Annotated in this window: 17 protein-coding genes and 1 riboswitch; of the genes, 9 read left to right on the top strand and 8 right to left on the bottom strand. The window is 71.4% G+C overall.

Translation table 11 applies throughout. The features are described from left to right. Positions 1-4 precede the first annotated feature (4 nt). Genes ACYVOM_RS04065 through ACYVOM_RS04050 form a run of 4 tightly spaced genes read left to right on the top strand, consistent with a single transcriptional unit; the run spans position 5 to position 2,956 of the window. Positions 5-649 carry a hypothetical protein gene (locus tag ACYVOM_RS04065; RefSeq protein WP_460301837.1) on the top strand — a complete coding sequence of 215 codons (645 nt, stop codon included), beginning with the start codon at positions 5-7 and terminating at the stop codon, positions 647-649. Next, a complete protein-coding gene (locus tag ACYVOM_RS04060) occupies positions 646-1,695 on the top strand; it encodes a C40 family peptidase (RefSeq protein ID WP_460301836.1) in 1,050 nt (349 codons plus the stop codon). The genes ACYVOM_RS04065 and ACYVOM_RS04060 overlap by 4 nt, the downstream gene beginning before the upstream one ends. 51 nt (positions 1,696-1,746) lie before the next feature. After that, on the top strand, positions 1,747-2,517 hold the full coding sequence (locus ACYVOM_RS04055; protein ID WP_460301835.1) for an SEC-C domain-containing protein: 771 nt from the start codon (positions 1,747-1,749) through the stop codon (positions 2,515-2,517). A gap of 25 nt (positions 2,518-2,542) precedes the next feature. Continuing rightward, positions 2,543-2,956 (top strand): (deoxy)nucleoside triphosphate pyrophosphohydrolase, encoded by a 414-nt coding sequence (locus tag ACYVOM_RS04050; RefSeq protein WP_460301834.1) that lies wholly within the window; start codon positions 2,543-2,545, stop codon positions 2,954-2,956. Positions 2,957-2,965: 9 nt separating this feature from the next. Here ACYVOM_RS04050 and ACYVOM_RS04045 read toward each other — a convergent pair whose 3' ends face one another. Continuing rightward, on the bottom strand, positions 2,966-3,871 hold the full coding sequence (locus ACYVOM_RS04045) for a C40 family peptidase (protein ID WP_460301833.1): 906 nt from the start codon (positions 3,869-3,871) through the stop codon (positions 2,966-2,968). A 4-nt stretch (positions 3,872-3,875) separates the two neighbouring features. Beyond that, a riboswitch (cyclic di-AMP (ydaO/yuaA leader) is annotated at positions 3,876-4,018 on the bottom strand. 193 nt (positions 4,019-4,211) lie between these two features. On the opposite strand from ACYVOM_RS04045, the gene typA reads away from it, so the two are divergent. Further along, entirely contained in the window at positions 4,212-6,062 is a 1,851-nt protein-coding gene (gene typA / locus ACYVOM_RS04040) for a translational GTPase TypA (protein WP_460301832.1), read from the top strand. Between the two features lie 141 nt (positions 6,063-6,203). Further along, entirely contained in the window at positions 6,204-6,881 is a 678-nt protein-coding gene (locus ACYVOM_RS04035; RefSeq protein ID WP_460301831.1) for a Uma2 family endonuclease, read from the top strand. 62 nt (positions 6,882-6,943) lie between these two features. Here the strand turns inward: ACYVOM_RS04035 and ACYVOM_RS04030 are convergent, their stop codons facing one another. From ACYVOM_RS04030 to ACYVOM_RS04005, 6 genes are all read right to left on the bottom strand, one after another. Further along, positions 6,944-7,954, bottom strand: a complete 1,011-nt coding sequence (locus ACYVOM_RS04030) for a hypothetical protein (protein WP_460301830.1) — start codon at positions 7,952-7,954, stop codon at positions 6,944-6,946. A gap of 136 nt (positions 7,955-8,090) precedes the next feature. After that, complete coding sequence (locus ACYVOM_RS04025) at positions 8,091-9,524, bottom strand: FHA domain-containing protein (RefSeq protein WP_460301829.1); 1,434 nt, start codon at positions 9,522-9,524, stop codon at positions 8,091-8,093. Next, positions 9,512-10,234, bottom strand: a complete 723-nt coding sequence (locus ACYVOM_RS04020) for a 4Fe-4S single cluster domain-containing protein (protein WP_460301828.1) — start codon at positions 10,232-10,234, stop codon at positions 9,512-9,514. Before ACYVOM_RS04020 ends, ACYVOM_RS04025 begins: the two co-directional genes overlap by 13 nt. After that, positions 10,231-12,189, bottom strand: a complete 1,959-nt coding sequence (locus ACYVOM_RS04015; protein ID WP_460301827.1) for an AAA family ATPase — start codon at positions 12,187-12,189, stop codon at positions 10,231-10,233. The genes ACYVOM_RS04020 and ACYVOM_RS04015 overlap by 4 nt, the downstream gene beginning before the upstream one ends. After that, on the bottom strand, positions 12,179-13,276 hold the full coding sequence (locus ACYVOM_RS04010; protein ID WP_460301826.1) for a coiled-coil domain-containing protein: 1,098 nt from the start codon (positions 13,274-13,276) through the stop codon (positions 12,179-12,181). Before ACYVOM_RS04010 ends, ACYVOM_RS04015 begins: the two co-directional genes overlap by 11 nt. Positions 13,277-13,318: 42 nt before the next feature. Further along, a complete protein-coding gene (locus ACYVOM_RS04005; RefSeq protein WP_460301825.1) occupies positions 13,319-14,881 on the bottom strand; it encodes a protein kinase domain-containing protein in 1,563 nt (520 codons plus the stop codon). 321 nt (positions 14,882-15,202) lie between these two features. Here ACYVOM_RS04005 and ACYVOM_RS04000 point away from each other — a divergent pair, with 321 nt between their 5' ends. After that, a complete protein-coding gene (locus ACYVOM_RS04000; RefSeq protein WP_460301824.1) occupies positions 15,203-16,303 on the top strand; it encodes a glycosyltransferase in 1,101 nt (366 codons plus the stop codon). A gap of 56 nt (positions 16,304-16,359) precedes the next feature. Continuing rightward, the gene (locus tag ACYVOM_RS03995) at positions 16,360-16,653 is read left to right on the top strand and encodes a hypothetical protein (protein WP_460301823.1); all 294 of its coding nucleotides are present in this window, start codon (positions 16,360-16,362) and stop codon (positions 16,651-16,653) included. 12 nt (positions 16,654-16,665) lie between these two features. On the opposite strand, the gene ACYVOM_RS03990 is transcribed toward ACYVOM_RS03995, so the two are convergent. Continuing rightward, positions 16,666-17,187, bottom strand: a complete 522-nt coding sequence (locus tag ACYVOM_RS03990; protein WP_460301822.1) for a DUF4282 domain-containing protein — start codon at positions 17,185-17,187, stop codon at positions 16,666-16,668. Positions 17,188-17,449: 262 nt separating this feature from the next. Between ACYVOM_RS03990 and ACYVOM_RS03985 the strand changes: the two genes are divergently transcribed. Further along, complete coding sequence (locus ACYVOM_RS03985) at positions 17,450-18,280, top strand: hypothetical protein (RefSeq protein ID WP_460301821.1); 831 nt, start codon at positions 17,450-17,452, stop codon at positions 18,278-18,280. Positions 18,281-18,282: the final 2 nt, after the last annotated feature.

Here is an 18,282-nt window from a genome sequence, read left to right as displayed (position 1 = left end):
TGCCATGGATCTGAGCAACGATCGCCAGCGCCGCCTCCTGTTCGCCGGGATCGCCGCGGCGCTGGTGGCCCTCGGCCTCTGGCTGGCCTGGCCGCGTCCGGACACCTCCCGGACGACCGGCGCGGACGGGCCCGCCGCCACCGCCCCCGTGACCCCGCCCCCCGCCCCGGCGACCTCGCCGCCCGGCATCGCGGGCGAGGTCGACGCCGACGCGTTCGACATCTACCGGTTGCTGCCGTTCAGCCGGGAGGGCTTCGCGACGGCCGCGGCGACGGCCCAGCAGTTCGTCGGCGCCTACGGCACCTACCGGTTCGACGAGGGGCCGCAGGCCTATCTCGACAGGCTGCGCCCCCTCGTCGACGACACCGTCTACGCCGACCTGCGCGCGGGCGCGTCCAGCCTCGGCGTTCAGGAGGCCCGCAAGGAGGCGCAGGAAGTGGCCGCGGGCAGCGCCTCCCTGGACTCGGTCCGGACGTTCGGGCCGACCTCGGTGACGTTCGTGGTGACCGGCACCCAGGAGGTCGCCTCGACGGCGGGCGACAGCACCGAGTCGAAGTCCTGGGCGGTCACCGTGCAGGCCGAGGGCGGCGCCTGGCGCGTGTTCGCCTTCGCCCCGTCCGACGTGGGAGAGGACGGTGAGGCGCAGTGAGGCGCAGACTGCTCGCGGTCGGCGCGATCGCGGCCTTCGGTGTCCTGTTCTTCGCGCTCCTGATCGTGCCGACCTTCTTCGGCGCGACCCAGTTCCTGTTCGGCGGGGGCGGCGGGAACGGCAACTGCGTCGACACCGCCCAGGCCGCCGACCAGCCGACGGAGGACGCGGCGGCCAAGGGCATCCCGGCCGACTACCTCGCCCTCTACAAGGCGGCGGGCGAGAAGTACGGCATCCCGTGGAACATCCTCGCGGGGGTCGGCAGGGTCGAGACGATCCACGGCACCCTCAAGGGCGACGGCGTTCTGAGCGGGGAGAACTACGCGGGCGCGGGCGGCCCGATGCAGTTCCTCGAGGCCACCTGGAGGGCGTTCGCGGTCGACGGCGACTCCGACGGCGACAAGGACAGGTACGACCCGCGCGACGCGATCCCGACCGCCGCCGCCTACCTCAAGCACAACAAGGCGCCGGAGAAGGTCCGCACCGCGCTGTTCATGTACAACCACAGCTGGGACTACGTGGACCTCGTCCTGGACTGGGCGGACAAGTACGCGGCGGGGCAGTTCCAGGTCGTCCAGAACGCGGCGCTGCCGGACTGCAAGGACACCGAGGGCCTGCCCGCCTACGCCGACGAACTCGTCCAGACGATCATCGACTTCGCCCTGGCCCAGCGCGGCAAGCCCTACATCTGGGGCGGCACCGGCCCGGACGGCTACGACTGCTCGGGCCTGGTCCAGATGGCCTACAAGGAGGCGGGCCTGACGATCCCGCGCGTCACGTTCGACCAGTGGCCGTTCGGCGAGCGGATCAAGGACGGCGAGGAGCAGCCGGGCGATCTGGTGTTCTTCTCCTCGGGTCCGAACAACGCGCCTGGCCGGCCGGGCCACGTCGGCATGGTGATCGGCGAGAACAAGATGATCGTCGCGCGCTGCACCAAGTGCAGTCCGGCCATCGGCGTGTTCCCCTACCGGGTGTCCACGCTCGTCGGCTTCACCCGGCCGCTGGCCAACGACCAGGTCATCGCGCAGATCGCGGCGCTCGGCTAGGGCGGCCCGCCGCGGACCGGGTTCCGCGGCGGGCTCTGGCAGACTGGGCGGGTGCTGTCCGATGAACTCTTCCACCCGCTGGACCTGGACGACGCCCTGGAGGAGGCCGCCGAGGTGGGCGGCCCCGAGGCGGTCGTCGACCTTCTGCTGCGCGCGCTCGACGACCCGCGCGCCAAGGGCGACGAGGCGGTCCCGGAGTATCTCGACGAGCTGATCGACCAGCTCACGTCGCTGCGCCGCTACGAGGAGGCGATCGCCGCGGCCTACCGGCTGATCGAGGCCGACGAGTCGGCGCGCCTGGAGGAGCTCGGCGCGATCGCGCACCTGCACGCGCTGAACGGCGACGCCGAGACGGCGCGGGATCTGCTGGTGCAGCTGCGCGGGCAGGTGGAGCCGCTCGAAGGGCTGATGAACACCCTGGTGCTCGCGAACGACCTCGGCGACCGGGCGACCGCGGTCCACTGGCTGGCCGAGGACCTCAGCCGCGGTGTGGTCGAGGGCTGGGATCCGGATCTGGTGCTGGTGCTGCGCGGCCACTTCCGCCGGCTGGGCGGTGCCGACGCCCAGCTGGAGGCGGTCGTCGGGGCGTACCTGCCGCAGACCGAGCACACGGTGCCGGGCAAGCGGCTGCCCACGGGGCCCCGCTTCGTCCACCCGGGGACGGACACGCTGGAGATCGAGCGGGGCATGCGGGCCGATCTCTCCGCGCGCATCTTCACCCCGGAGGGGGAACTGATCCCGTGGCCGCCGGAACGCAACGACGCGTGCTGGTGCGGGTCGGGGGCCAAGTACAAGAAGTGCTGCGGGCGGCCCGCCGTCTGAGGTCGACCGGCTGAGGAGGATCCGATTGGCTGAGCGAGGCGCCCAGGTCGTGGTCGGGGCGGCGATCATCGAGAACGGGAGGCTGCTCGCGGCGCAGCGGGCCGCCCCGTCATCCCTGGCAGGCGGCTGGGAGCTGCCCGGCGGGAAGGTCGATCCCGGCGAGTCCGACGAGGCGGCGCTGGTCCGCGAGTGCCGCGAGGAACTCGCGGTGACGGTCAAGCTCGTCGCGCGGATCGGGGGCGACTGGCCGATCGGCGCGGCGGGCGTGCTGCGGGTGTGGACGGCGCGGTTGATCGCGGGCCGTCCGGTGGCGCTGGAGCACTCGGCGCTCCGCTGGCTGGCGCCGGACGAGCTGGACGACGTCGCCTGGTTGCCCGGCGACCTCCCGGTGGTCGACGCCGTCCGCCCGCTCCTGCTGCGCGAGACCGATCGCGCCTGACGCCTCCGCCTAGATCCGCACGGCTCCGTTGAAGTCGCTGCGGTCGGCCAGGGGTGTGATCTTCACTACATCTCCGGACGAGGGCGCCTGCACGAACTTGCCTGCGCCGATGTAGATGCCGACATGGCTGCGGCTCGGGTTGAAGAACACGAGGTCGCCGGGCCTGAGCTGCGACTTCGAGATCTTCGTGCCCTGGTCGTAGAGTGCGCCGGTGAAGTGCGGCAGTCCGGGCCTCCCTGCCTGCGCGTAAGCCCAGATGACGAGCCCTGAGCAGTCGAAGGAGTCGGGTCCCGCGGCGGCCCAGACGTACGGGTCGCCGAGCTGGTCGAGGGCGGCGCGGGTGGCGACGGCGGCGGTGTCGCCGCCCCACACGGTGACGCCCTGGTAGGTGTAGGCGTCGCGCAGGTCGGCCTTGACCGTGGTGATCCGCGCGGTCGTCGTCGCGCGCTCGCCCCGGGTCGCCTCGACCCTGTCGACGGTCTGCTGGAGGCGGGCCCGCGCGGTCTCGGCGGCCCCGGCGGCGTCGGCCGCGACGCGGGCCGCGGCGTCCCTGCGCTCCTTCAGCTCGTCGGCGGGCGAGCCGGTGATCCGCAGGAACGCGGCCTGGAGCAGGTTGACGGGCGGCGGCTCCGCCGCGACCTGGTCGGCGAGGTCCTGGTGCTCGGCAGTGCGCAGGTCGGCCTCGGCCGCCGCCGCGAACGCCGCGTTCTGGGCGGTGAGCACGGCCTTCTGCTCGGCGGCCAGTTCCTTGTCGAGCCGCCGGACGTGGCCTTCGAGGCCGTCCAGGCGCTTCTGCAGGGTGTCGGCGCCGGGGCCCTGCGGGGTCGGCGCGGCCTGGGCGGCCGGCGCGAGCAGCAGCGGCGCCGTGGCACCGGCGAGCACCGCGGCGGCCAGGGTGAATCGGGCACCCTTCATGGGGGTCTCTCCTCTCGGCGGCCTACCGGGTTAGCTGACGGGTTCGGGCTGGAGGACGCCCTACCGCTGGGGGAGCGGATTCACCCCGGGGGAAACACATGGGTCCCCGGCTCCCCGCGGGGCGCGGGGACTCGGCACGCGCCGAAGCCTACGAAAGACGTCAAATCGTGACAAATAGCGCTAAAAGCGGCAGTCAAGGCCGCGGCCGGGAAGGGCGGCCCGCGAGGCACCGGCCGGAACCCACTAGAATCGTGGAGTACAGCTTTCTGCCGCCGCCGGCTCGTGAGGCATCCGATCTTCTTCCACGCGGCGAATCCGACACGAAACCGAGCGTGCCTTCATGCCCATCGCCACCCGTGACGACCTGCGCAACGTCGCCATCGTCGCCCACGTCGACCACGGAAAGACCACGCTGGTCGACGCCATGCTCTGGCAGTCCGGCGCCTTCCGCGACAACCAGTCCGTCGACGACCGGGTCATGGACTCCAATGACCTCGAGCGCGAGAAGGGCATCACGATCCTGGCGAAGAACACCGCGGTGCGCCACGGTGACCTTCTGCTGAACATCATCGACACCCCCGGCCACGCCGACTTCGGCGGCGAGGTCGAGCGCGGCCTGTCCATGGTCGACGGCGTCGTGCTGCTCGTGGACGCCTCCGAGGGCCCGCTGCCGCAGACCCGGTTCGTGCTGCGCAAGGCGCTGGCCGCCAAGATGCCGGTGATCCTCGTCATCAACAAGGTCGACCGGCCCGACGCCCGGATCGCCGAGGTCATCGACGAGGTCTACGAGCTGTTCATGGACCTCGAGGCCACCGAGGAGCAGATCGACTTCCCGATCGTCTACGCCTCCGGCCGCGCCGGCCGCGCCAGCCTGACCAAGCCGGGCAACGGCGAGATGCCGGAGAACGAGGACCTCGAGCCGCTGTTCGACGTCATCCGCGAGACCATCCCGGCTCCGTCCTACGACCCCGACGCCCCCTTCCAGGCGCAGGTCACCAACCTGGACGCGTCCAGCTACCTCGGCCGCATCGCCCTGTGCCGCGTCTATAACGGCACCATCAAGAAGGGCCAGCAGGTCGCCTGGTGCAAGGGCGACGGCACCGTCGAGCGGGTCAAGATCTCCGAGCTGATGATGACCGAGGCGCTGGAGCGCAAGCCCGCCGAGTCGGCCGGCCCCGGCGACATCATCGCGATCGCCGGCATCCAGGAGATCATGATCGGCGAGACCCTCGCCGACCCCGAGGACCCGCGCGCGCTGCCCCTCATCACCGTCGACGAGCCCGCGATCTCCATGCTGCTCGGCACCAACACCGGCCCGCTGGCGGGCCGCGAGAAGGGCACCAAGGTCACCGCCCGCCTCGTCAAGGACCGCCTCGACCGCGAGCTCGTCGGCAACGTGTCCCTGCGCGTCCTGCCGACCGAGCGCCCCGACGCCTGGGAGGTCCAGGGCCGCGGCGAGCTGGCGCTGGCCATTCTGGTCGAGACCATGCGCCGCGAAGGCTACGAGCTGACCCTCGGCAAGCCCCGCGTCGTCACCAAGCAGATCGACGGCAAGCTGCACGAGCCCGTCGAGCGCCTCACCGTCGACATCCCCGAGGAGTACCTCGGCGCCGTCACGCAGCTCCTGGCCGTCCGCAAGGGCCGCATGGAGCACATGACCAACCACGGCACCGGCTGGATCCGGATGGAGTTCCTGGTGCCCGCGCGCGGCCTCATCGGGTTCCGCACCGAGTTCCTCACCGACACCCGCGGCACCGGCATCGCCCACCAGGTCTTCGAGAAGTACGAGCCCTGGTTCGGCGAGCTGCGCACCCGCCCGACCGGCTCGCTGGTCTCCGACCGCGCGGGCGTCGCGACCACCTACTCGATGTTCAACATCCAGGAGCGCGGCACCCTGTTCGTCGACCCCACCCAGGAGGTCTACGAAGGCATGATCGTCGGCGAGAACTCGCGCGCCGACGACATGAGCATCAACATCACCAAGGAGAAGCAGAAGACCAACATCCGGTCTTCCACGGCCGAGGAGTTCGACCGCCTCGTCCCGCCGAAGAAGCTCTCCATGGAAGCCGCCCTGGAGTTCATCCGGGACGACGAGTGCGTCGAGATCACCCCGACCGCCGTCCGGCTCCGCAAGGTCATCCTCGACACCAAGGAGCGCGAGCGCACCGCCGCCCGCGCCAAGCGCGCCTGACGCGAAACACCCGAATCACCCCTGAAGGACCCGGTCTGACCTGCGAAAAGGCCGGGTCCTTCTGCATGATTCCGCCTACCCTGGTGGTGGACGTTCCCTACGCTGAGACCGGAGCTGACCGTGCAGGGAAAGGCGCAGAAAGTGACGAAAGTAGTTCTCAAAGAACACCCCCTCGTGCTGCCCGACACCCCGTACAGCCTCTGGGTCGGAGGGGAGTTGGAGAACTACCTCCACCTTCCCGAGGACTTCCGAGTCGAGATCATCGGTGGGGAGATCGTCTTGTCGCGTGCACCGGGGTTCGGGCACAACCACATCGTGGGTACCATCGCCCACTTCTTCAGCGTAGCCCGGGGGGTCGACGGCGAATTGCCCTGGAAGTGGCAGTCCGGAGGAGGGGTGGACCTCGTCGGAGTCGGCGAAGGGTACATCCTGGACCTCGTCGTCATGGACGCGCAGGTTTACGACGAGGCGCTGCACTCGGGTGTGCGGCTTCTGGTGGCCGACCAGATCGAGATGGCGGTCGAGGTGACCTCGCCCTCCAACGCGGCGCGGGACCGCAGGGTGCGTGCGGGTGCCGCGCAGCGGTCGAAGTGGGCGGGCTACGCCCGCGCCGAGGTGCCCTACTACCTGGTCGTTGACCGGGACCCGAACGTGGCCAGGACCATGCTCTACTCGGTGCCGGACTCGTCCACCGGGGCCTACCTCGAAGAGGAGTCCTGGGACTTCGGCAAGCCGGTGACGCTCCCCGAGCACTTCGGCGTCACCCTGCCCACGGACGAGTGGTTGCCGTGGACGGCGGGAGACCTGCCTCGGGACTGAGGCCGGGAAGACAGGCCGTGAGCCCGCTCCGCGACCTCGGAGCGGGCTTTCGTGCGCGGGCGCTACAGCAGGGGCTTGCCGGTGGTGTCGATCTTGATGGACTTGGAGTAGGCGCGGAAGGTGTCGCCGGAGCCGTCGAAGACGACCTGGTAGTTGGCGTCGCACCAGGTCTTGGGCTTCAGGGTGAAGGTGCCCTTCTTGGACGTCTTGCCGGTGACCGCGGTGTACCAGGTGTCGCCCTTGCGGCACTTGAAGATGACGGCGACCTTCTGGCCGGCGAAGGGGACCGCCTTCTTCCTGCTCTTCGCGGTGAAGCGCCGGAGCGTGCCCGTCATGGTGATCTTCTTGCCGACCTTGAGCTTGCGCGGGGACGCCTTGAGCCCGGTGACGGAGGTCGACCACCGCCAGGCCTTGATGACCCTGGTGGAGGCCGGGGCGTACTCCTTGGTGCCGGGGAAGTAGATCCGCCACCAGCCCGGCGTCTCCTGCCGGAAGGACGCGGACACGCGGTCCTCATGGTCGGGACGCAGTGTCCGCACGGTGCGCCAGGTCTCCTTGCCGTCGGCGGAGAACTGCAGTTGGACCGCGTTCCCGTCGTCCGCGGCAGGGCCCGAGGGGAGCTTGAAGCGGGCTGAGGCGGTGACCTGCCGGCGCGCGTCGTGCGTGATCTCGAAGTCGAACAGCAGCGCCTTGGCCAGGACCTTCACGACCACCAGGTTGCTGTTGTACTTCTCGCCGTCGACCGTGACGGACGCCGCCCAGCCGGTGGTCGCCTGTGGGGTGACGACCTTGCTGAAGGCGCCCTTGGCGTCCGTGGTGGCGGTGAGCTGCTCGTCGCCGCCGTCCTCGATGGTCACCTCGCGATCGGCCAGGGGCAGGAACGCGCCGTCGAGGGCCTTGCCCTGGACCGTGCCGCTGAGGGTCACCGGGGTGCCCTTGGCGACGGTCCTGGCGTCGGCGGTGAGGGTGACCTTGGCCGACGTCAAAGGGGGGTCCTCGGCACGGGCCGAGGCCTGGATGGGGGACAGCACCGCGACCATGACGGCCAGGGCTGTGAGGATGCTGCGACGCACTGGGAAATCGCCTCCGCTCACGATGGCGTGATCGTACAAAAGGCGTGTGACGTTTTGATGGATACGAACAACCGGTTATGGGTCCGCGATCTTTGCGGGAGGGCGGGCCGGCCGCGGCCGGCCCGCCTCCTTCGCGTCAGGCCAGGTGCACGGTGCCGGTGACGTCCGCGGCCAGGCGCAGCGAGTCGCCGTCCTGGAGGAACGCCTCGACGCCCGGGGACAGCCGTTCGCCGTTGACGAACGTGCCGTTGGTGGAGCGCTCGTCCCGCACCTTGGCGACGCCGGACGGGTCGAGCCAGACCGTGGCGTGCTTGCGCGAGACGTTGTCGTACTGGGTGAAGGTGGACGCGGCGGGGGACTGGCCCGCGTCGCGGCCGAGGATGAGCTGCTGGCCCATGGTGACCTTCAACTCGCCCGTCGGGAAGGCGAGCCGCAGGGTCGGGCCGCCTCCGCCCGGCCGCAGCGGCTTCAGGCAGACGTTGCACTGGGTCGCGGCCGGGTTGACCAGCACGCTCTCGCAGTGCGGGCACATGGCCGCGGTGCTGTCGCCGCCGGGAACGCCCTGCTGCCGGTGCTCCGGCGGGACGAGGGTGCCGTCCCTGGCGGGCGGCGGGTCCAAGGGGCCGCGCCGCTGGCCGTACGGGTCCTGCGGCTGGCCGTATCCGCCTGGCTGCGGCTGGCCGTAGCCAGGCTGGGGCGCTCCGTAGGGGTCCTGCCCCGCCGGCGGCTGGCCGTAGCCCGGTTGCGGCTGCCCGTAAGGATCCTGGCCGCCTTGCGGCTGGCCGTATCCCCCCGGCTGCTGCTGTCCGTAGCCCTGTTGGGGCTGCGCGTAGGGGTCCTGCCCGGCCGGCGGCTGCCCGTAGCCCGGCTGGGGTGCTCCGTAGGGGTCCTGTCCGCCGGGCTGCTGCCCGTAGCCCGGCTGGGGCTGCGCGTAAGGGTCCTGCCCGCCCTGGGCGTAGCCCGGCTGCGGCTGCTGCTGCCCGTAGCCGCCCTGCTGCTGCGGCTGTGCGTAAGGGTCCTGCCCGCCTTGCGGCTGGGGCTGGCCGTACGGATCCTGGCCGCCCTGCGGCTGGGGCTGGCCGTAAGGGTCCTGCGCGCCCTGCTGCGGGGGCTGCGCGTAGGGGTCCTGCCCGGCCGGCGGCTGCCCGTAGCCCGGCTGGGGTGCTCCGTAGGGGTCCTGTCCGCCGGGCTGCTGCCCGTAGCCCGGCTGAGGCTGCGCGTAAGGGTCCTGCCCGCCCTGCGGCTGCCCGTAGCCGCCTGGCTGCTGCTGGGGCTGCGCGTAGGGGTCCTGGTTGCCGTAGCCGCCCTGCTGGGGCTGCCCGTAGCCCTGCTGGGGCTGTGCATAAGGATCCTGGCCGCCTTGCGGCTGGCCGTAGCCCGGCTGGGGCTGCGCGTAGGGGTCCTGCCCGCCCTGGGGCTGCCCGTAGCCCGGTTGCGGCTGCCCGTAGGAGTCGGCGGGCTGCTGCGGACGGCGGCGCCGCCCGCGGGTGAGGTTGTTCCCGCACGTCAGGCAGATCAGATCGCCCGGGTTGTGCGGGGTCTGGCAGACCTCGCAGGTCAGAGTCTCCATGACGCCTCCCCGGCTCGTACCCCGGCCCCGTCCAGCACCGCGCTCAGACGATCCATGTCGCCTCGGCGCGGGATGCCGATGTAGTACACCCGCCGTCCTTCCGCACCGTCCTCGACGCACACCTGCATGCGCCGCCCGTCGTGTCCCTCGTGTTCGTACCGTTTCCTGCCGAGGGCAGTCAGCGGGACGAGCGTCTGGTTCGCCGACCCCCGCAGTGGGGAGCCGTCGTCGAGCCGTTCCACGTATGGCCCTGCGACCACAGCGTCGCACAGGTCCAGGATGTTCCGCGACTCCGGGTCGCGGGACAACCGTGAGCTTACATATCCGGAATAAAGGAGGATGTCGAACTCTCGTGACCCACGCCACACGTGGATCTCGCGCAGCAGCGCCGCGAGCGCTCCCGGCTGCTGGAACGGCTCCCCGCCGGAGATCGTGACGCCGTCGACGGGCGGCAGCCCGGCCAGCCAGTCGAGCACGGCGGAGACCGGAACCACCCTGCCGTCGTCGGCGGGCCACGTGTCGGTGGACAGGCAGCCCGGGCAAGCGAGGGTGCAGCCCTGGAACCAGATCCCCGCCCGGGTGCCGGGGCCGAGCGCGGTCACCGGGTGGTGCACCTTGGCGAGCCTGATCGGGACGTCGCCGTCGCCCCCGGCCCCGCCGCCGGGTCGACGGACGCCGGATTCCTGGCCGCCCGCCCCTTCGCCGCTCACTCGGCCGCGCCCCGCGAGCCGAGCGGCTCGTCCGTGCCGGGTGCGTGCGCCCCGGGCGTGTCGGCCCCGGGCGTGTCGGCCCCGGGCGTGTCGGCGTCGGGCAGGTCGGAGTCGGGCGTGTCGGAGGAGGCGGACTCGATGTCGAGTTCGACGATGCTGCCCGCCCGCCTGATCCCGGTCACGGTGATGCGCTCGCCCGGGGTGAGCTCGCGCTCGAACAGGGCGCGCGCGAGCGGGTTGACGAAGTGCGCCTCCAGGGCCATGCCGATGCCGCGGCCGCCCTTGTCCAGCTCGGCGGTGCACCACCCGCGCAGCGTGCCGAGCACCTCGGACTTCACGGCGAGGGAGACCCGGTGCTCGTCGGTGACGCGCCGGCAGATGTTCTCCAACTGGAGGTCGAAGATCTTGGAGGCGGCCTCGGCGGCGATGAAGTTGAAGACGATGACGTTGTCGCCGAGCCGGTTCAGCAGTTCCGGCCGGTTCAGGACCGACGTGAAGTGGTCGGAGATCGCCGCCTTGATCCGGTGCTCGATCTCGGCGTACCCGAGCCCCGGGATCACCTTGGAGGAGCCCAGGTTGGAGGTGAAGATGAGGATCGACTCCGAGAAGTGGACGGTGTGGCCGCGTCCGTCGGTGAGCCGCCCGTCCTCGAGGATCTGCAGGAACTTGTCGAGGATCCGCGGATGGGCCTTCTCGATCTCGTCGAAGAGGATCACCCGGAAGGGGTCCTCCCGGACGGCGTTGGTCAGCTCGCCGCCCGCCTCGTGCCCGACGTAGCCGGGGGGCGAGCCGATCAGCCGGTCGCCGGCCTGCTCGGCGGAGAACTCCGACATGTCGAACCGCAGGTAGGCCGAGTCGTCGCCGAACACCAGCGAGGTGATGGCCTTGGCCAGCTCGGTCTTGCCGGTGCCGGTCGGTCCGGCGAAGAAGAGCACCCCGCGCGGGCGTGAGCCCGACTTGGTGGCCTGCGCGCCGGACAGCCCGAGGACCGCCCGCTTGAGGATGTCGAGGGTCTTGGTGACGGCCTGAGGCTGCCCCAGGACCCGTTCGGGGACCTTCCGCTCCCCGTCCAGGACGCGTTTGCGCAGGTGGCCGCGGGACCAGGGGTTGTCCAGGACGCCGAGCTTGTAGGTGCGGACCGCGTCGGGCAGCCCGTACAGGTCGACGTTCTGCTCCTTGGCCAGCCGGGTGATCTCGATCATCGACTGGAGGGTGAGCCCGTCGGCCTGCTCGGCGAACGCGTCGCACGCGTCGGCCGCGGCCCGGTCCGTCGAAGGGTCGGCGGCGAAGGCGCGGGCCAGAAGGCGGGCGGTCTGCTGCCGGTCGCCCAGGTGCGGGCGGGGCAGCGAGATCTCGCGGACCGCGTCGTTGCCGCCGACCAGCCAAGCGGGGAGGTCGCCGGGCCGCTCGGCCAGCCAGATGATCGGGTTGTAGAACGGCTTGGGCCGGATGCCGGGCACCCGCACCGGGCGCGCGGTGCGCGCGAGCTTCTCGCAGAACCGGAAGAAGTCGCGCTCGGCGGGCTGGAGGTCGGTGGCCGAGGCCGCGATCCGCGAGGCGCCCTCGATGACGAAAGCGGCGCGCACCTGCTCGTCGGGGCGGGCCAGGGCCGCCAGGTGCTTCGTGAGCCCTTCGAGCGACGGCTTGGGGTCCCACTTGCCGAGGAGCCTCTTCGCGGCGGCGGCCGCGTCCTCGTCGTCCGGGTGGAGGCGCAGGCCGTCGACGGGGTCGTAGATGATCAGGCAGGAGATGCCGCTCGGCTGGAGCGCCTCCCACAGCAGCTCCCGCAGCGGCAGCAGGGCTATCTCGCCGCCGCCGTTGGGGAAGAGGAAACTGTCGTAGAGGTTGCCCGCCAGCACGTACTGCGAGTGCACCGACAGCGTGGCGTCGAGTTCGCGGATGAACGGCGGCCAGCCCATGAGGCGTCCGCCCAGCGTCGGCTGCTCAGTACTCAAGTCGGCGTTCCTTCGGCTTGTGCTGCTTGCGTCGGGCCTGCTGCCCCGACTCCTCCGTCACGGGAAGCTCCTCCGCGCCGGGCTCCAGGCGCCAGGTCACGGCCATGCCCAGGCCTTCGGCCGCGAGCCTCGCCTGGGCGGCCTCGAACTCCGCGCACCACTGCCGCTCGCGTTCCGCGTCGCGCCTGCGGTCGTCCTCGCTCTCCAGAGGCCGGGTGCGCAGCATCTTCGCGCGCAGGGTGCCGTCCTCCAGACGCATCCTGACGGCCTGGTCGGGCCACTCGCCGCGAGTGAGGACGAGATTCCCGTCCACCGCGGTCCGGGTCTCGAAGCCGGTGTCGACCTGGTAGCCGAGGTCTTCGAACGCCCGGGTGACGCTCTCCAGGACGTAGCGGCGCTCGGCCTCGGCCTGCGCGAGGCGCTCCTGCTCCTCAGCCCACAGCCTCAAGCGCGCGCGCTCTTCGCGGGTGTGCTCGTTCGCCTGCTGGACGCGCAGCCTCACCTCGCTGAGCAGTCCTTCGGCCTCGCCGTCGGAGGACGCCCCCGCGACGCGCTCGGCGGCCTCCCTGACCCGTGCGCGATCGGCGTCGGACGCGTCCGGAAGCAGCCTCGTGAGCACCCGTGCCAGATCCGCGGCCCGGTCGCGCGGCGCGCTCGCCCCCGCGGTGACCTCCGCGGTGACGAGCTCGGCGAGCTTCGCGGAAAGGGCGGCCTCCGCCTCGTCCAGCGCGGTGTCGACCGCCGCGCACCAGGTGACGACCTCGTCGTAAGGGACGCCGCTCAGGTCGAGTTCCTCGGGCACGGGCAAGGACACCTGCTCGGCGTGCGCGCGCGCCGCGGCGCGCACCATGTCGCGCAGGGCGCGGATCCGCGCGTTGCGGTCGACCGCCTCGCGCAGCGCCCGCTCGTACCGTTCCAGTTCGGCGAGCGCCTCGGCACGCGCGCCCGCCTTCCGCTCGGCGAGCGCCGCGAAGACCGCCGCGCCGTGCGCCGCGGCCCCGGCGCCCGCGCCGAGGAGCCGGTTCGCGCCGAGGCTCGCGATGACCGCCGCGTCCAGCGCGATCTCGGCCTCCACGCCACTGCTCATGTACCGAACCTCTTCCTGGGACGGACCCGCGCGGGCCCCCGGTCAGTCTCCTATGACTTCCGCGCGACGGGCGGAGTTCGCCTCCCGCCACCGGTATGTCCGGATCCCCCCGGTGATGATGTGCACCACGGGGGAGACCGCCATGGCCAGCGCCAGGAACACCCAGGCGAATCCGAGGCTCGTGAGGAGCAGCGCGAAGACCGCCACCACCGGGATGAGCACGGCCGCGAGGACGTAGCCGCAGCCTCTCGGGCCGCCCTGCCGCGCGCGCGCCGACATCGCCGACATGCCCTGCGACGTCTTCGACAGCCCCCGCCCGGCGAACGCGGAGAGCCGGGAGGCCGTCGCCCAGGGTCCGTTCACCAGGTAATCGCCGCCCTGCCGGGAGGCGACCGCGAGCTCTACGGCCAGCGAGACGGCCCAGGTCGCGACCGCCCCGCACAGCAGCAGCCCCACGGGGACGTTGGCTCCGCCCGTGCTGCCGTCCGAGTCGAACAGGCCCGCCAGGAGACATGCGCCGAGCCATAGGGCGAGCACCGGGAGCGTCCACAAGAAGGCACGGAGCCTTGCCCGCCCCGCGCCGGCCTTGCGCGCCTGCTCCTTCTGTTCCCAGAGGGCGCGCCGCCCTTCGGCGCGGTAAGAGTCCTCGGCCTCTTGGCGGCCGGGCAGGGGAGGGGCGACGCGGGTCTGCGCAGGTACTGGTGCGGGCGTCGCCGTCGGCGGCGGGGGCGGCGCCTGTTCGTCGTGGACCGCGGGAGCGTCGCCGCGCAGCCAGGCGGCCACCTCGACATGGCCCCAGCGGCGTCGCGGATCGCGGGTGAGCAGGCCGCGGCACAGCAGCCGCAGGCGCGGGTCGCCGATGTCGCCGTTCTCGATCGGTCGGGTCGCCAGGTGGTCCACGACGACGGTCTCGCTCATCCCGTCGAACGGCGCCCGCCCCGTGGCGATCTCGCGCACGATCATGCCGAGCGACCACCAGTCGCGGGCCGGGGACACCTGCCCCGACAGCGACTCGGGCGCGGCGTAGGCGAGGGTGCGCGAGGAGGAGGCGAACACGACGCTCTGCTCCAGCACACGGCTCAGCCCGAAGTCGGTGATGACGAGTTCGGAGCCGCGCACGAGCACGTTCTCCGGCTTCAGGTCGCGGTGCACGATGCCCGCCTCGTGCAGGACGCGCAGCCCCTCGGCGAGCTGGCCGGCGACGACCGCGGGATCGACCGGGCGGGCCCGCGCGAGCGTCCGCAGGTTCCCCTCCGGCAGGTACTCCATGATCTCGTAGTCGCGTCCGTCGGCATGTCCGGTCTCCAGGACCCGCACGACATGGGGCGAGCGCAGCCGCGGGAGCTGCTCCCAGACCGCCGGATCGGCACGGTAGCCGCGCCGGTAGATCTTCACGACGTAGCGCCCTGCGCCCTCACGGACCAGCAGCAGATCGGACTCGGCCCCCTGGACGGGCAGCTCGTCCTCCACCGCGAACCGCTCGGCGAGCGCACCCGGCAACCGCACCAGCGGAGCCGTGCCGCCGGTGCCCGACCGGCCGTGGCCCGGCGCCCCGTCGCGGCTCGTGACTCCCGGATCCCGTCGCGTCCACTGGGGGTCCTCCACGCCGCCGAGCCTATCGCGCCGGGTCGCGCGCGGAGCCTTGCCGTCACGGGCTTTTCGGCGCCCTGGAGCGTCGTCGGCGGCCCGCGGAGCGGAGACGTCCCCGGCGACGCCCGGTCGGGGCGCTCACGGATCCGGCATGCCTCGTCGCTCGGTGATAAGTGCGTCGATTGTCTGGAATGCCAAGTGCGCTATTGGCAACCCGTTTAGGGTTGGTCTGGGCGCTCGGGACGTGTGACGTGGTGGACGACGCTGCGATCCGGGCTTTGGTCTTCTTCGGCCGGGGGTGGTCTCGATGTCACGCCGTCTGCGCGGACCACGCGCATGAGGGTGCTCTACGTCAGTCCCTACGGGGCGCCGCATGACGAGATCGCCGAGTACACGCGGGTGCTCTCCCGCGCCGTCGCCAGGCTGGGCCACCGCACCGCGGTGCTCGCCGCGCGCGAGCCGCGCGGCGAGGAGCAGGCCGCGGAGGTCGTGGGGGTCCTCGGGCAGGACGTCCTCACCGGCTTCCGGCCCGACCTCGTCCACGTCCAGTTCACCGCGGGCGCCTACGGCGGGCGCGTCCGCGCGCTGCTGCGGCTGCTCGACGCGCTCGCCGCCCAGCGCGTCCCGGTCCTCATGACGCTGCACGGCGTCGGCCGCGACCTCGGCCTGCTGCGCTGGGCCGGCCGGGCGCTCTACCGGCGGGTGACCGCGCGCTGCACCGGCCTCGTCGTGCACTCGCGCGACGCCGCGCGACAGCTCGGCGCGCTCGGCCTCGCCGTGCCGGTCTCCGTCGTGCCGAACCTCTGCGTGCCGCCGGCCAGGTCGGGCGTCTCGGCCGAGGCGCTGCGCGGCAAGCACGGGTTCGGCGCCGACCCCGTGCTGCTCGCTTTCGGCTTCATCCACCCCGACAAGGGCCTGGAGGACCTGGTCCGGGCCGTCTCCCTGCTCGGCGCCGACGCGCGCCTGGCCGTCGCCGGGGGCGTGCGGCGGCGCGAGGGGCTGGCCCGCGTCGCGGAGGTGCGCGACCGCAGGTACCTGCGCCGGCTGCGCCGCCTCGTCACGCGCGAGCGGCTGGACGAGCGCGTGGCGTTCGTGGGCCATGTCCCGCACGACGAGGTCGCCGCGTGGTTCGCGGTCGCCGACGCGGTCGTGCTGCCCTACCGCAGGGCCGTGCGCACGGGGGTCGCGCATCTCGCGCTGGCCACCCACCGGCCGGTCGTCGCCACGACCGTGGGGGCGCTCCCCGAGCTGTTCGATCGCTGGACCGTCCCGCCGGGGGAGCCCGCCGTCCTCGCCGAGACCATCAACGGTCTCCTGTACTCGCCCGGCGTGCCGCTGCCCGAGCTCGGCCCCGGCCCCGACGAGGTCGCCGCCCGGACCGAGACCCTCTATGAATCGGTCCTGCACCCAGGTGAGGAACCTCTTGCTCGAAGGTGAGAAGAAACGCAACGAAGTCGACCGAACGCGGCCGGTGCCCATAGGATGCCCGATCTATGAGTGACGAGGGCACCGCCCATCACGGGCACAGTGCGAGCGGCAGTCCGCACCGGCCGAACTACGACGCGACCTTGGAGCTGATCCGCTGCACGGCGCCCGGTTGCGGCTTCCTCGGCGGGCGGGCCGCGTTCGGCGGGCACCTGGCCGACCTCGGCCTGTGCCCCGACTGCTGGGGCGTCGGCGTGATCAAGATCCGCAAGCTGGTCAGCTACGACCACGACTGCGCGACCTGCGGCGGCACCGGCCTGCGTGCCAAGGCCCGCAGGAAGCGGCTGTCCCGGCGCGGCTAGCGCCGGGCCGCCTCACTGCCCTCCGGTGTTCCGCCGGATCTTCTGCAGCTCTTCGGTGATCTTGAACTGGTTGATGACGAACTCCAGCGCGATCCGGACGCAGACCACCTGGAACGTCCAGAAGACCGGAGTGACGATGATCGCGGTGATGAACGGCCAGGCGGGAGAGTCCCCATAGGGGTCGTTTCCGCCGAGTCCCCAGATGAACAGGAACAGCATGATGCTGAACAGGGTGATCACCGCGAGGGACAGCAGGTAGAAGCCCCGGATGAGCATCGGGGTGACCATGGCGTCGAACTTGGTGTCCAGCAGTGAGCCGAAGAAGCCCTTGCGCCTGACCCTCGGCGGGCCGGGCTGGGCGGGGGGCTGCTCGCCCTGCGGGAGAGCGGGCTGGGGTCCGGTGTGCTGGGGCTGGCCCTGCTGCCACTGCGGCGGCACGGGGCGCTGGGGCGGCGCTGCGGCCGGGGGCGGCTGGTCGGGGTGATAGCCGTACTGGCTGGGGTTGAAGCGCGGCTGCTCCGGCGGGGTAGTCACCGCTCCACCTTAGGACGCCGTGCCTGCCGGGGAGGGGAACCGGCCGACAGGATCCGGACGCGCCGTTAGGTGTCGGAACGTAATCGTGGTGAGGGATGTCCGGAAACTATGCCCGCGTGCTTCGCTGTCCATAGCCCATGGCTATCGAAGTGGGCGGGAGGATATGTGATGAGCATCACATCGGCCCGACCTGTTGTTAACTGTGTCACATCTGTGAACAGCAGGCGTAAGGTCGCCTTCCTGCACCCCAGAGGAGGCGGCCATGGCGACGGTCGAGGCGCCCGCGAAGACGCGCGCGCAGATCAAGGAACGAACGTTCCGCACCGACAACTGGCGACAGTACCCCGTGCTGACCTTTGTGTTCTTCACGGCATGGGTCATCTATGCGACGGTCAGGGCGATGTGGGGCAGCGCCTTCTTCGTCCCTGAATACCACTATCTGACCCCGTTCTATTCACCGTGTCTCAATGACGCCTGCGGCAGCGTCACTTTGGACGGGCACACGGGGAGCGCCGCCCTGTTCGGCACCTTCATCCCCGAGAGCGCCCCCTTCTTCATCCCCTACGCGCTGCTGTCGCTCCCGTTCCTGCTGCTCTTCCGGTTGACCTGCTACTACTACCGCAAGGCCTACTACCGGGCCTTCTGGCTGTCGCCCCAGGCCTGCGCCGTCGCCGAGCCGAAGGCCAAGTACACCGGTGAGACCCGCTTCCCGCTGATCGGCCAGAACCTGCACCGCTATTTCTGGCTCGCCGCGGTGCTCATCTCGCTCATCAACACCTACGACGCGGTCCTCGCCTTCCACGGCAAGGACGGCGGATTCGGCATCGGGCTCGGCACCGTCATCCTGTGGGCGAACGTGATCCTGCTGTGGCTGTACACCCTGTCGTGCCACTCGTGCCGGCACGTCCTGGGCGGCCGGATGAAGCACTTCTCCAAGAACCCGGTCCGCTACAAGCTCTGGACCTGGGTCTCCAAGATCAACACCAGGCACGGCACATTCGCGCTGATCACGCTGGTGTCCCTCGTCGTCGCGGACTTCTACGTGATGCTCGTGGCCAGCAACACCATCAACGACCTCCGCTTCTTCAACTGAAG

The organism is Actinocorallia aurea (genome assembly GCF_054783995.1).
Note: the sequence above shows the minus strand (reverse complement) of the source record. Positions and strands in the feature narration are given on the sequence as shown.